Here is a 12,636-nt window from a genome sequence, read left to right on the forward strand (position 1 = left end):
CATTATTGTGTCCTTCATGTAGTTTATATTTCGGATTGACTCTGCAGGGTCAGGAAACCTATTATTCCGGAATTATCCATACTAAGTACAATGATTTGGAAACGTGACTGGGGCTTGGTTGGTCGTCAGGTTATAGCCTGGATGATCATGCTCCTGTTGTATCTGGTAATACTGACAGTGGTCATGGTGTTCCTGAAAGGAACGATGATGTACTTCCTGATAGGGCTGGTATTCGTCATGGCATTTGTGCAGTACTTCTTCTCCGACAAACTCGTGCAGAGGAGTATGAAGGTAATGCTGGTCGATGAGGATGAGGAGCCTAAGCTTTATGCAATGGTTCGCCGGCTTGCCGACGAAGCAGGTCTTCCCATGCCGAAAGTGGGGATCATTCAGCACAGAGCAATGGCAAACATCCCCAATGCATTTGCGACCGGCAGAAGCCCGAGAAAAGCCGTAGTGGCCGTGACGCCGAATATTCGGTATCTGCTGACCGATGACGAACTGGAGGCTGTCTTGGCGCATGAAATGGCTCACGTGAAGAACCGTGACATGCTGACGATGACGGTCGGCAGTTTTGCGGTGATGGTTGCGTCAATCATTCTGAATAATGCCTTTATCATGGCACTGTTCGGCGGGAACAGGGACAGTGAAAACGGCGGCGGGATCGTTATCTTCATCGCGGCAATGGCCCTGACTTTTGTGGTCTATCTCGTCGGAACGATCGTGACAATGGCAATTTCCCGGTACCGGGAGTTCTCCGCAGACCGCGGGAGTGCCTATCTCACCCGGGATCCGGATGCGCTTATCCGCGCTCTGAATAAGATCAGCAACGGGATGAATGCTGCGTCTCCCGATGCAAAACGAGAGGTTTCCGGGACAAACTCGTTCTTCATCATCCCGGCGATCTCAGGCGAGTCCGTTATGGAGTTATTTTCCACCCACCCGTCCCTGGAAAAGAGGATCGCCAATCTGGAAAAAGTTCGTTCAGAAATCAGAGGATACTGAACCCCAATATTTTTTCGACAGGTTTAATTAGGTCAAATAGAAACATATGTGACGCAAAGCATGCACTGATGGTCTAGAGGTATGACTTTGGCCTTCCAAGCCAATAGCCCGGGTTCGATTCCCGGTCGGTGCACTTTCATCCTTTTTGAATGGATTCGTGGTCTAGGTGGTTATGACGTCGCCTTCACATGGCGGAGGTCTTGGGTTCGAATCCCAACGGATCCACTGTCTTCTCAGCTCTTTTACAAAACTTCGCTAGACGGTGCTTGTGATCCATCAACCGAATGGATGAAAAATTCCTGAAAAAAATGGGTCATACATAACGTCTTTTTGAGGGGTTCCGTCCTCATTATCGAAAATGTCCTTTTCACTCGGGTTTATGTTGTTCCCGCGTAATGATACCATATGAAAAAAATTTTCGTAATACTAACTTTAATTTTTCTTTGTGCAGCAACGTCTTTTGCTGCCGGATGTACCTATCTTGATCCAGTGGTGGGAACGTGGGAAAGCTCGCTTGGGACTACCACCTATGATCTGTCGGGAAATGGCGAAGGTCTGATAACAGTAATGGGATTCAGTGACGCTATTACGTGGGAGAATCTGGGTAACGGGGTCTATACTATTGGCGGTACAAGATATACGCTGAACGGGAACACCCTTGAAGGACCACTTACCTCTTTCCATAAAGTCTGAGTCCGGTATGTGTGTTTATTTAAACAAATAAACATACTGCAGAAAGCTACGGGGTGTCGTCACCCCCAAATACCCCCCTCTGGATTTTTTTATCGTTTATTTCTTTCATAATTAGTTTGAATACACTGTTCACCGTCCACCCATACAGATCCCAATGTAGGGTGGTGAAGGGTTGATGTAGGGTGAGGTGTAGGGTAAAAACCCATTATATTCGGCAGAATGCAAAAATAAGCAGGATATTGGCTTGGTGTAGGGTATGTAGGATAAAATGAAATCCATCAACCCCGGTACACAAATCTCTATAGTATCTCTATAGTTTTACTACTCCCTTGCCTCCTGAACGAAAAACACCCTACAACCCTACACCACTATCTAAATCTAGCTTAAAATCAAAAAAGGAATCGTATTAATCGGTAAAAGGATGTAGGACAACCCTACATCCATCCTACACACCCTACACCCTTACCCGAAACAGACCCAGCGGTCGTAGATCGGATCACGGGTATTTTCCATGATATCCAGCGTCTTCCCAACATCTTTCGCCCAATCCCTCACCCAGCGAGCTTCTTCTTCTGTCGCTACCGTGATGAGCGTGTTTTCCGTGATCCCGGCAAGCTCCTCAACGATTGGCCGCCAGATATCCTGCGTATATCCATACATCTGCCCGAACATTATCCCGACACCGTACTTCGCATCAGGAAGATACGCTGACGCGATCCGTGCATCGATACAGGCCAGACGCGTTGGTGCAATTCTGCCTGACGAAAGACCCAGTGCCAGAAGCTCAGGATCGTTGTCATACGCGATAGGGCTTGCTCCCATCTCATTAAGGAGCATTGAACCGATTCCTGACCCGGCACAGGCGTCCAGCGCGATTCCTGAGATCGAGGGCCCCCACACCTCATGAAGAAGATCACGGACCTTTCCGATCCTGTCGGCGGTGAGATCATCTCCTGCCGGCGGGATCGCCGTCCGGATGATCTCCGCATAATATGCCCGGCATGCATCCTCCACCTTTTCGCGCTCCTCCTGATAGATATCTCCGTCAGCTGCTTCGAACAGAGAAAATTCACCGGCGGTCGGCGACCGGAAAAGCCAGGACGTTCCGCACCATTCGTTCCCGCTCTTCACCGCAAACAGCAGTGGGCTCTCATCTTCATCGATCAGAAGCCTGGCCCCCTTTGGGACCGGTTCTGCGTCACAGATCAAAACACCCGGCTCTCCATTATTCACCAGCGATGCATAATCCGGTTCGAGAAGCCTGAACTTATCCACCTCCAAAATTGCTGAAAGTAACGACATTTATTTTCCATCCGTATGTCCGATGGTAAGCCCATCGGTAGCTTTGATCACGCCGCTCACCCGTGCATCCTCATGCAGCCAGACTGTCCTGCCGGCGACATCGCCCAGAACATCTGCTCCGCGCTCGACCCGGATATTCTGTCCGACGACATCTCCGTGGATCGCCGTTCGCGGCCCGAGTTTTATCCGCTGGGTCGCCTGAATACTGCCAAAGAGCGTCGTGTCTTTGCGGACCTTCACTGACTGTGCCCTGATGTTTCCGTGCAGACGACAGTTCGCTCCAATTTCCATCGGCGTGGGGACCGAGAAGTAGCGAAGATCCATCGTGGTCTTCGGTGGAAGCACAAGAGGGGAAGCGTTCACTTCAGAGATAAGATTCTCCACCCGTTTTCTCGCGGCTTCCTCTCCCTCCAGATGCAGCATGGTTATTACATAGAGCAGGAGATACAAAACAACCGGCATCGGATTTCTGATCGCGATATCCCCGTACGCCTTGAACTCCTTATCGATCACCACATTGTCCCCGATATCCAGATTGCCGCCGACATTCAGTTTGCCATGGATCTTGACGCCTTCGCCAAGATAGGCATCTCCGTTGCAAAGGACCGTTCCGTGAACTTCACAGAAGTTATCGATACGGAGATCGCCTTCAGCGACGATATCGCCGTGCATAGTGGAGAGTTCGCTGATAACAATGTCATCTCCATACAGACCATAGCCGATATCACAGTGATCCCCGATCAGGATATCATGTTTTGTTTTGAGGTTGCGTTCCTGCAGTTCGGTTTTATCGGGGAGATAACAGGTTTTGAACAGTTCGGAGGAGGATAATACCATTGAGGCAGTATCCTCATCGACTTCGGAAATATTCAGATCAAGGAGCTTTTTCTGCTCAGGAGTCACCTCGGAGAACAGCGGTTCGGGGTTATCCCCGATATCCTCTGATGCCTGTTCCTCAAGTTCCTTCTCCTCTTCAGGTGTGAGTTCGGGTAAGGTCAGGAACTTTTCTTCCTCCTCAGGCAGTGATTCAGCTATAATTATCCGTTTTTTATCCTCAACCATTCTCCACCACGTGTATTAGTATATCGTTATGCTCCGTACTTATGGGTTTTGTCAATAAGGTCCAGGAGGATCGGCATCAGACTGCCTCCGGATATCCGGCAAAGACCCCCTGCAGCACAGGAGATCTCGTCGTATCGGGTGACCGTATCGATACGTGTCCCGTCTCCGTGAAGGATCAGCGGAACAGGGTCGGCACTGTGATCTTTGATCGTGCAGGGGGTCGAGTGATCGCCGCAGACGGCGATCATCAGGTCGGGAATGTCAAAGAACGGCAGAAGGGCCGCATCGGCCTCTTCAAGGTATTTCATCTTCTCGACCGCTTTTCCGTCGTGTCCATACTCGTCAGCTGCCTTCAGGTTAAAGAGAACGAAATCCTTTCTCTCCAGCTCGCTGCAGACCAGTTTTACCTGTTCGGCGAGAGGGGTAGTTGGAAGGACAGGGATGCGTTCAAGGCCGACCGAACTGCCGATCCCGGCGATCAATGCCGCGGCCGCGACCACACTGCCGGAAAGTTCATGCTTCTCTTCGAAGGTCTCATAGACGCCCATTTCTCCTGCTCCCCGGATCAGAACGACATTTGCCGGATATTCGCCGCGTGCTTTGCGCTCAAGGTTGACCGGATGATTATTGAGGATCTCGGCTGCTTGGCGCGAGAACTCATTACAGACCTCAGCGGTAAATGCCGCCTCTTTACTGTCATCTTCCGGAAGAATTGTCTGCGGCAGGACGCCGGTCTTCTTCGGATCGTTGGATGATACCGCTGCGCTGAGTCCTTTTCCTTTCAGAGCGAGGGCTGCACGGTGACCGGTTCCGGGAGCGAACTCGATCACGACCCCGAATTTTGCAAGATCGACCCCGTTTTTCACGGCTGCGGTGATCTCGGTCGTGTCGGCGATCCGGCCTGCCCGGCGGTCGATCACGCGTCCTTCTTCATCGACTGTGGCGTAGTTTGCCCGAAATCCAATCATGCCGGGTTCCATTTGGATACCGCATCCTGCCGCCTCGAGGGGTCCTCTGCCGGTATAATAGATATGAGGATCGTAGCCGAGAAGGCTGAGATGGGATGTGTCGGAACCCCCACGGATCCCAGGAGCGATCGGATCCATGATCCCGCAGATACCTTCTGCGGCAAGTCGGTCAAGGTTCGGGAGAGAAGCGGCTTCGAGCGGGGTTTTATTTCCCAGGATCTTGCACGGTCTGTCCCCCACACCATCAATAATGAGGAGAAGAATTTTTGATGCTGTCATTATCAGAATTATTTGATTGAATACCTCTTAGTGTATTCTGTTCGGGAGGTCACACAAAAGCAAGCGTATATGCAAAACATCTGCGCGTCGTGGAAAGAGTCCTCGAAAAAAATCTGCCATATTCCTGCTGCTTTGCGTATCTTTGACGCGGAGCTCCAGCTCGAAATTCTGACATGATAAAAAGAGAATGATCGTTCAGTACAGGACGCGGTATTCGGTGACCATATTAGAGCCGTACATTTTCGTATTCATCAGCTCAAGTTTTATCATGTCGTTTTCCGAGTTGATCTGCATCCCGCCGACCAAAGACGGCGTATCGCTTCCGCCGACGATGAACGGCATGTGGATCAGTCTGATCTCATCAACGAGATCATGGTGAAGCATATGCCAGTTGAGGGTCGGCCCTCCCTCGATGATGAGTTTTTTGATCTGGTATTTGGTGTATAGGATATCCATCAGCTTTGGAAAATCCACCCGGTCTTCCCCGCAGACGACAACATCGACCCCTTTTGCGGTGAATGCATCGACACGTTCTTTGGGCGCCGCTTTCGAAACGGCGAGGATCGTCCGGGCATTCGTCGTGTTGAAGACGTTCGCGTCGAGCGGCAGATCGGCAAGGCTGTTTGGGATAACACGGAGTGGGTTCTCTCCCTCGACCATTCTGACGGTCAGAAAGGAGTTGTCGATGCGTATGGTAGATGAACCAACCATGATAGCGTCATACTCGGCACGCGTCTCGTGGAGAAGGATCTCAGCTTCATGGGACATATGTTTCATCAGTATTTTACTGGAAACACCTTTGCCAAGAGTGAGTTTCCCGTCAACTGTGATCTCTGAAATCATCAGCACGTGTGGTTTATGTAATGTATCCATGGAGTTTCCTTCTGATTCATATAGCTTGACGATGTATAGATATTTAGCACACACCGATAAATGATTTTACCTCTATATCCATGAATATCACATCACTCAGGTATAAACTCACGGGATGGCTCGACCCGGTTGTCAGACTTTTTGTGAAGACAGGAATGACTCCCAACCAGATCACGCTTCTCTCGCTTTTCTTCGGGATAGGGGCAGCTGTCTGTTACTTCTGTCAGTCGTTTATCGTGGGGAGCATTCTTCTGCTGATCTCAGGTATTCTGGATCTGACAGACGGCTCAGTCGCACGGATAACCGGGAAGAAGAGCGATTTTGGGGCTATCAGTGACTGGATCGTTGATAAATATGTTGATGGGATCGTGCTTCTCGCAATCGGACTTTCAGGGATCCCCATCATTTCTCAGTTCACGGGTTTTGCGCCGACAGCAGATATGCTGATCGCCGGACTCGCTGTTATCGGGTCGATCATGAACACGTTCGTGAAACCGGTGACCTATGCGGAAATCGGCTATACCTGCAAAGAGGATGGAAAAATCTCGGATCCGCTGGAGGGGATCGGGTTCTTCGGCAGACCCGAGACGATGATCTCTCTGGTATTTTTCGGTATTATCGGACAGATCTGGATCGCCGTGATCCTTGTTGCCGTTTGCACGAATCTTTCAGCATTCCAGAGATTATGGTATCTCTGGAGAAAACACGGCGAGTATAAAAAAGACTGAAATATCAAACTCCTTTTTTACGCATGGATGAATCTTCGGGCCATGCAAAATACCTTATGAAATTAAAAAAAAAGTTGCCGGATCAGAAGTCTGTTTCCGTATCCAGTCTTGCCCCGTGCCGCCGTATCTCCGGCATAGGTATTTCGGCGCGGATATCGACCGTCTCTTCCACCTTCAGTTCTTCACGGAGACGGAGAAGTTCTGCAAGGACCTCGTCAACACCTTCACCGGAAACGGTGGACATGTTGAAGAATCCTTCAACGGTCTTTACATCTGATTTGTTTACGACAGAGATCATCGGAACTGAAATGATCGATTCGATCTCCTCGCGGAGTTTCAATTGTGCCTCGTACGAGTATCCGCAGCTCTCACTTGCATCGATGATGAACAGGACCAGATCGGCCACGTAGACCAGAGCATTGAGCGCCTGCTTTTCGATGACGTTTCTCTCCTCATCGGCACGGTCAAGAAGACCGGGGGTGTCGATGAACTGGATCTTGCGTCTTCGTTCGGCATTTCTGTGACCGACGATAACGCCTTTGGTCGTAAACGGATAGGAGGCGACCTCGGGTTCACCGCTGGAGACCAGACGGATGAAGGAGGATTTGCCCACGTTGGGGTATCCGGCGACCACGATCGTAAATTCATCGGTGCTGATCACGGGCAGTTTTCGAAGAACGTTTCTGACATCGTTGAGATACCGAAGAGAGTCATCCGCACGGTGAACGATCGAGGCGATTCGTGCGACGGCACGTCTTCTTTCGACCTGCGTGTCGGTCCAGCGCATTCCCTTGGTGATGCTGTTTCCCACATCACGCACATTCTTTGCTGCCCAGCCCACCATGCCCAGATTTATCTTTAAGGCATCCATCCCAAATAAGATATCACAAAGATCCCGGTAAAAGGGCGGGAGCTCTTCAAACTCGGGGAAACTCTGGATAATTACCACCAGTTTGTCATGCGTCGCCTGGGTGATCGCCCGGACGAAATCCTCATTTGCATGACGTTTACTTGTTTTTTCCCGCATCTTCTTGGAGGCACGGCGGAAACTGCGGTCAAGCAGCTCGTCTGCTGTTGGAACTGTCGGGATTTTATCGAAGTACATTTTTCATCCAATCCATTTGGTTTATTACTATAGCAATCAGAAAGAATCAGTAAGTATGGATTTATCACTAATTCAAAAAGATATCCTTATTACTCTTATCTCGCTTTATCATCAATATTCGCATCCAATCAAGAGTGAGGTCATTGCCGATATCATCCGAAGAAACCCCGGAACGGTCAGAAATCAGATGCTCGCACTGAAAGTACTTGGATTAGTTGACGGCATTCCGGGTCCGAAAGGCGGATATCAGCCCACAGCGCGCGCATATTCTGAACTGAACGTATCTTCGGATTACTCTGAGAGTGAAGTAATGATCCAGAAAAACGGTGAGAAGGTTGAGGGGGTGCGCGTGAATGAGATCGCCTTTACTACACTCACGCATGCGGATCTTTGTCATGCCCTCATTAAAATCATCGGCAATGTGCGGGCGTTTGATGTCGGCGACAAGATCACTATCGGACCGACCCCGGTAAACAAATTGCTGATCAAAGGTGAGGTGTTTGGAAAGGATGAGATCAACAGTGCCCTTCTGGTCTCGACCTCGGAGATGACCTCTCTGCCGAAAAAACAGATCCGGGAGTATATGAGTACACCGCTGATCTCGCTTGAGCCGGATATGACTCTTGCGTATGTGATGAAGACCTTTCTCCAGAGACGGATCCACGGTGCGCCGGTTGTCGAGAACGGAACGCTTCTTGGGATCTTGACTCAAACCGATATTGTTTCGGCACTGGATCGTGAGCTTCCCACAACGACCCTCATTTCTGAAGTGATGGTTACAAACGTGATAACGATGCCGATGGATATGCGGCTGTACGAAGTCATCAAACAGTTCAAGGAACAGGATGTTGGGAGAGTTATCGTTACTGAGGATGGAAAACCTGTGGGCATCCTGACCCATTCGGATATCATCCGGGTGTTTCCCTCTCTGTAATGCGTAACTTATACAAACGGATAAATACTAGCTTGTCAAACTTAAAAGTTGATTAATCATGCAGAGTGAGCAGTTTACCCATAATATCCGTAGAAAGCGCGTGATGAGTACCGATGGTAAGATCATCGGACAGATCAGGAACATTTCCTTTGATGCGCCGACCGGGCAGTTGAAGGCACTTCTCATCCGCCCTGATGCTGGTTTTGATGCGACCGGTTATAAACTCGAAAATGAGGCGATCACCTTGCCGTTTGAAGCAGTGAAGGACATAACGGACTTCATTGTGGTCGACAGGTATATGCTTCGCTGAACGATCTCAATAACTCACTCAATTTTTTTAAAAGTATTTTCGGAGAGCGTCGGCTGTTCCTTCGCCGTACGTTTTGTCCATTACCATATCGGCGGCTTGTTTTGCTTCTGGAGAGGCGTTTGCCGGAGCAATTGAAATTCCGCCGAGTTTCAGCATCGACACATCGTTGACAGAGTCTCCCGCGACCAGAAAGTCTGCGGGAGTGAGTCCCATCAGCTCTGCCAGTTTTTCGAAGGCTGCACCTTTGGTGATGTCGGGGATCTGAAGGTGAATGGCAAATCCTGTGTCGATGACGTTGACCGGCATGTCTTTGAGTATGTCTTTTATGATCTCGGTAGGAGCATCACGGGAAAATGCGATATCTGATTCCCGGTATTTGGGGCTGAAAAGACGCAGTTCGTCACCTTTCGGCTGAAGTTCCGCTACGATCTTTTCATAGGCAGCACGACAGATTTCCTGGTTGCCGGCAATTTGTTTTCGGCCGAGATATCCCAGACGGTACACACCGCCGTTCTCGGCGATTACGGTCCCATCCGTTCCGATCATGTGGGAGAAGGCGTCCAGAAAACAGAGGGTGTTTCCTGATGCAAGTATGATCGGGATCCCATCATCGAGGATCCTGCGCATCTCATCGACAACTTCAGTCGAAAGTCTGCGGCGTTCGTCTGTTAAGGTTCCGTCAATATCGGTGATGAATGCCTTGGGCATGATTAAAATAGTATTGGGGTCAGCAGGGTTTGATACCTGCGGTTTCGACCATGAACGTTGCTTCGCCGTCGGGGAGGTTTGGACTGTCCACAAGTCTTGCAATACGTTTGCCGGCTTTACTCTTTCTGAGATACACGCGGTAGGTGGCATTATGTCCTACAATGTTTCCACCGATCGGTTTGGTCGGGTCGCCGAAGAGAAGGCCAGGGTTTGACATGACCTGATTTGTTACTAAGGCAACCGCATTCAGATCGTCGACCAGTTTGAAGAGGTCGTGCATGTGCCGGTTGAGTTTCTGCTGTCTTCCGGCAAGGGTCCCGCGGCCGGCATACTCTGACCGGAAGAGACTGGTCAGTGAATCGATGATGATGAGCTTGACCGGAAGGCCGGATGCCGTGAGCTCATTGGAGAGTTCGCGGGCAGCGTCGATCAGAAGCATCTGGTGATCTGAAGAGTGGGCGCGTGCCACGTGGATATTTGCCAGAAACTCGTCAGGCGTCGGAATGGTATATCCTTCCGGGAGATCTGCGAGTTCGAGCCCTTCTGCCATCTGCTCTATACGTTCGGGACGGAAGGTATTCTCGGTGTCGATGTAGAGGCAACTTCCGCCAAGTCCGCCAAGTTCCTGCGGGAGCTGGCAGTTTATCGCGAGCTGATGTGCGATCTGAGACTTTCCTGAACCAAATTCACCGTAGAGTTCGGTGATCGCCTGGGATTCAAGACCGCCGCCGAATAAATCATCGATCTCGGGGACAAGGACCTTCAGTTTGAGAATATCCTGTCTGCGTGCAAGGATATCTGTCCCGGTTTTGAATCCACCGATGTCGGCCATTTCCCGGGCAGCTTTGATGATTTTCTTTGTGGTGGACTCACCGAGTTCTGCCGCCTCAGCGAGATCAACCGGCGTAGCGGTCGCAATACTTTCGACGGTGATGTAGCCTGCATCACGGAGCCGGTCAGCTGTTGCCGGTCCGACTCCCGGGATGTCTTCAATGTCAAGTGCTGTCATATCTTCTCTTACTCCTGTATTTCAGATATACTAATACATCAACACTGAGCCTTATAAACCCCTAACCGCGCGGTGCGATAATGCCCCGTGAACATCCAAAAATACCACTCTCACTCAGAGAGATGCCTTACCATTTTTTTCACTTCGCCCCGGAATTTTTACTGATCCGATATCCTTATACCCGTCTTTGACCCATGTATCGGTATGGTAGAAAAAAATAACCCCGAATACAAAAACGCTCTTCTTGAAATGGCAGGCGAAATCGGAAATAATCCCCTTGTGAAGCCCATCATCGACCAGCTCGTCTATGATTTTATACGGTCTCCGGAATGCAAAAAGGCGTTTGGCGAATATGCCAAACGAAAGATCACCGATAAACTCGGATTATAAAAGAGATCCAAGCCTGTGAATGAGTGGGTCAGCATCGATAGGGTTTGATACGAGGTTTGTGACCTCTATCCGTCCATTTCGGCAGATCCCCTCGACATCAACAGTTGTCCCGGGAACCGGACTTTCATTGGTAAGTAGGATCCAGACCTCTTTTCCGTCATCAAGCGAAAGACCCTCGGGTCTTGGGATAATAATTCCGGTCAGGGAGACACTCTTTCCGGGGAGATTTATCGTTCTGATTGCCGACCCGCGGCCTACGGAGAGTTCCAGCTCCCCGTAACGGTTCAGCTTCGCGGCGGCATTAATCACCTGCACAGGGTCTCCCGGCAAAAACAACGCATCTGCCGCATCTCCCCATATAGCGACATTCACTCCGCTTTTCTTTGATGAGCTTTGGACGCTCACATTTCTCACACGTGATTCGGTCCCGCGTCGGGTGGTAAAGGTCCTGACATCGGAGACCGACGATACAATACCGGTCACAACCGGATTTTGGCCCTCGGTCACATCGGCTGCATCCCGGGTGAGGGCTCCGATCTCATCAGGGAGGATGCGGATCTCTGCGGAGTCTGAGACAACATACTCAACGATGCCCTCATCCTCCTTTCTCTGCACTCCATCTATCGAGATGGATGCTCCCTCATCCACATCAGCAAACAGATCGGGGGCCCAGCAGACAAGCCGTGCCGTTCCGGAAGCATCCCCTATGATGAACTCCTGCACGAATGAGGGTGTCCCGTCACGACGAATGATCTCTCGTATCTCGGATGCCGCAAGGATCTTTGCCGTGAGGGGGGCGGCCATTACCTCGGACTTTGGTGGTTTTTTTGTCTCAACAATGGTCACATTGCTTTCCCGAAGGGCAAGACAGGTCACCTCCTTCTTTCCCGGGCGTGGCTTGGCGATCACTTCGATCACTGAGCCGACCTCCAACTCGGATGTGGCCTCTGCCCGATCGTCCCAGAGACTCATCGTCACCGTTCCTGTGGGGTCTCCGAGGACGACAGATGCTACAAGTCCCGGAGGTTCGCCTTCGCGGGTAAATTCACGCGGAGGTTTGATCTCGAGGATCTTGCCGAAAAAAGAGACGATAGAGGTCTGAGCAGACGGGATGTCGCCGATTTTTATATGGCTTCGTCCCAGCTCATCGACGACCAGCATTGCCGCCGTGACCTCGTCGACGAGGCCACCGAGAGACTCGGCTTTCTTTTCCACACGCTCATCGAACGCTTCTTTTGTGAGCAGGTCTGAGACGAGCGCGTAATGCATT

At 50.5% G+C, this 12,636-nt stretch carries 14 protein-coding genes and 2 tRNA genes; 8 read left to right on the forward strand and 8 right to left on the reverse strand.

Going from position 1 to position 12,636, the window contains the following annotated elements; genetic code table 11:
• Window positions 1-90: 90 nt before the first annotated feature.
• The 4 genes from htpX (at window position 91) to Q7J08_RS08255 (ending at window position 1,698) form a co-directional block, all read left to right on the forward strand.
• Entirely contained in the window at window positions 91-1,005 is a 915-nt protein-coding gene (gene htpX, locus Q7J08_RS08240; protein ID WP_304911204.1) for a zinc metalloprotease HtpX, read from the forward strand.
• Window positions 1,006-1,067: 62 nt separating this feature from the next.
• Window positions 1,068-1,138, forward strand: a tRNA-Gly gene (locus Q7J08_RS08245).
• A gap of 18 nt (window positions 1,139-1,156) precedes the next feature.
• Window positions 1,157-1,230 (forward strand) — tRNA-Val (locus Q7J08_RS08250).
• A gap of 180 nt (window positions 1,231-1,410) precedes the next feature.
• On the forward strand, window positions 1,411-1,698 hold the full coding sequence (locus Q7J08_RS08255; protein WP_304911205.1) for a hypothetical protein: 288 nt from the start codon (window positions 1,411-1,413) through the stop codon (window positions 1,696-1,698).
• Between the two features lie 462 nt (window positions 1,699-2,160).
• Here the strand turns inward: Q7J08_RS08255 and Q7J08_RS08260 are convergent, their stop codons facing one another.
• The 4 genes from Q7J08_RS08260 to Q7J08_RS08275 form a co-directional block, all read right to left on the reverse strand.
• Window positions 2,161-3,000 (reverse strand): hypothetical protein, encoded by an 840-nt coding sequence (locus Q7J08_RS08260; RefSeq protein WP_304911206.1) that lies wholly within the window; start codon window positions 2,998-3,000, stop codon window positions 2,161-2,163.
• A complete protein-coding gene (locus Q7J08_RS08265) occupies window positions 3,001-4,062 on the reverse strand; it encodes a polymer-forming cytoskeletal protein (RefSeq protein WP_304911207.1) in 1,062 nt (353 codons plus the stop codon).
• Between the two features lie 26 nt (window positions 4,063-4,088).
• Complete coding sequence (locus Q7J08_RS08270; RefSeq protein WP_304911208.1) at window positions 4,089-5,309, reverse strand: 2,3-bisphosphoglycerate-independent phosphoglycerate mutase; 1,221 nt, start codon at window positions 5,307-5,309, stop codon at window positions 4,089-4,091.
• 195 nt (window positions 5,310-5,504) lie between these two features.
• Window positions 5,505-6,182, reverse strand: coding sequence for a dihydrofolate reductase family protein (locus Q7J08_RS08275; protein WP_304911209.1), 678 nt, complete (start codon window positions 6,180-6,182; stop codon window positions 5,505-5,507).
• Window positions 6,183-6,262: 80 nt separating this feature from the next.
• Here Q7J08_RS08275 and Q7J08_RS08280 point away from each other — a divergent pair, with 80 nt between their 5' ends.
• A complete protein-coding gene (locus Q7J08_RS08280) occupies window positions 6,263-6,910 on the forward strand; it encodes a CDP-alcohol phosphatidyltransferase family protein (protein WP_304911210.1) in 648 nt (215 codons plus the stop codon).
• A gap of 82 nt (window positions 6,911-6,992) precedes the next feature.
• Here Q7J08_RS08280 and Q7J08_RS08285 read toward each other — a convergent pair whose 3' ends face one another.
• Window positions 6,993-8,015, reverse strand: a complete 1,023-nt coding sequence (locus tag Q7J08_RS08285; RefSeq protein ID WP_304911211.1) for a GTPase — start codon at window positions 8,013-8,015, stop codon at window positions 6,993-6,995.
• Window positions 8,016-8,070: 55 nt separating this feature from the next.
• On the opposite strand from Q7J08_RS08285, the gene Q7J08_RS08290 reads away from it, so the two are divergent.
• Together Q7J08_RS08290 and Q7J08_RS08295 are read left to right on the forward strand one after the other, a co-directional pair.
• Window positions 8,071-8,949 (forward strand): CBS domain-containing protein, encoded by an 879-nt coding sequence (locus Q7J08_RS08290; RefSeq protein ID WP_304911212.1) that lies wholly within the window; start codon window positions 8,071-8,073, stop codon window positions 8,947-8,949.
• 58 nt (window positions 8,950-9,007) lie between these two features.
• Window positions 9,008-9,259: a PRC-barrel domain-containing protein gene (locus Q7J08_RS08295; RefSeq protein WP_304911213.1), complete on the forward strand. Its 252-nt coding sequence runs from the start codon at window positions 9,008-9,010 to the stop codon at window positions 9,257-9,259.
• Window positions 9,260-9,286: 27 nt separating this feature from the next.
• Here Q7J08_RS08295 and Q7J08_RS08300 read toward each other — a convergent pair whose 3' ends face one another.
• Window positions 9,287-9,967 carry a phosphoglycolate phosphatase gene (locus Q7J08_RS08300; RefSeq protein WP_304911214.1) on the reverse strand — a complete coding sequence of 227 codons (681 nt, stop codon included), beginning with the start codon at window positions 9,965-9,967 and terminating at the stop codon, window positions 9,287-9,289.
• Window positions 9,968-9,986: 19 nt separating this feature from the next.
• On the reverse strand, window positions 9,987-10,976 hold the full coding sequence (gene radA / locus Q7J08_RS08305) for a DNA repair and recombination protein RadA (protein WP_304911215.1): 990 nt from the start codon (window positions 10,974-10,976) through the stop codon (window positions 9,987-9,989).
• Window positions 10,977-11,180: 204 nt separating this feature from the next.
• Between radA and Q7J08_RS08310 the strand changes: the two genes are divergently transcribed.
• Window positions 11,181-11,366, forward strand: coding sequence for a hypothetical protein (locus Q7J08_RS08310; protein ID WP_304911216.1), 186 nt, complete (start codon window positions 11,181-11,183; stop codon window positions 11,364-11,366).
• Here the strand turns inward: Q7J08_RS08310 and Q7J08_RS08315 are convergent.
• Window positions 11,361-12,635 carry a hypothetical protein gene (locus tag Q7J08_RS08315; RefSeq protein ID WP_304911217.1) on the reverse strand — a complete coding sequence of 425 codons (1,275 nt, stop codon included), beginning with the start codon at window positions 12,633-12,635 and terminating at the stop codon, window positions 11,361-11,363. The genes Q7J08_RS08310 and Q7J08_RS08315 overlap by 6 nt on opposite strands.
• Window position 12,636: the final 1 nt, after the last annotated feature.

It is taken from the genome of Methanocorpusculum sp. (assembly GCF_030655665.1).
Taxonomy (GTDB): Archaea; Halobacteriota; Methanomicrobia; order Methanomicrobiales; family Methanocorpusculaceae; genus Methanocorpusculum.

Bases quoted from the DNA above. Each gene is read 5' to 3' on its own strand.
- htpX (WP_304911204.1), top strand. From the start codon at position 91: ATGATTTGGAAACGTGACTGGGGCTTGGTTGGTCGTCAGGTTATAGCC.
- Q7J08_RS08255 (WP_304911205.1), top strand. From the start codon at position 1,411: ATGAAAAAAATTTTCGTAATACTAACTTTAATTTTTCTTTGTGCAGCA.
- Q7J08_RS08260 (WP_304911206.1), bottom strand. From the start codon at position 3,000: ATGTCGTTACTTTCAGCAATTTTGGAGGTGGATAAGTTCAGGCTTCTC.
- Q7J08_RS08265 (WP_304911207.1), bottom strand. From the start codon at position 4,062: ATGGTTGAGGATAAAAAACGGATAATTATAGCTGAATCACTGCCTGAG.
- Q7J08_RS08270 (WP_304911208.1), bottom strand. From the start codon at position 5,309: ATGACAGCATCAAAAATTCTTCTCCTCATTATTGATGGTGTGGGGGAC.
- Q7J08_RS08275 (WP_304911209.1), bottom strand. From the start codon at position 6,182: ATGGATACATTACATAAACCACACGTGCTGATGATTTCAGAGATCACA.
- Q7J08_RS08280 (WP_304911210.1), top strand. From the start codon at position 6,263: ATGAATATCACATCACTCAGGTATAAACTCACGGGATGGCTCGACCCG.
- Q7J08_RS08285 (WP_304911211.1), bottom strand. From the start codon at position 8,015: ATGTACTTCGATAAAATCCCGACAGTTCCAACAGCAGACGAGCTGCTT.
- Q7J08_RS08290 (WP_304911212.1), top strand. From the start codon at position 8,071: ATGGATTTATCACTAATTCAAAAAGATATCCTTATTACTCTTATCTCG.
- Q7J08_RS08295 (WP_304911213.1), top strand. From the start codon at position 9,008: ATGCAGAGTGAGCAGTTTACCCATAATATCCGTAGAAAGCGCGTGATG.
- Q7J08_RS08300 (WP_304911214.1), bottom strand. From the start codon at position 9,967: ATGCCCAAGGCATTCATCACCGATATTGACGGAACCTTAACAGACGAA.
- radA (WP_304911215.1), bottom strand. From the start codon at position 10,976: ATGACAGCACTTGACATTGAAGACATCCCGGGAGTCGGACCGGCAACA.
- Q7J08_RS08310 (WP_304911216.1), top strand. From the start codon at position 11,181: ATGGTAGAAAAAAATAACCCCGAATACAAAAACGCTCTTCTTGAAATG.
- Q7J08_RS08315 (WP_304911217.1), bottom strand. From the start codon at position 12,635: ATGCATTACGCGCTCGTCTCAGACCTGCTCACAAAAGAAGCGTTCGAT.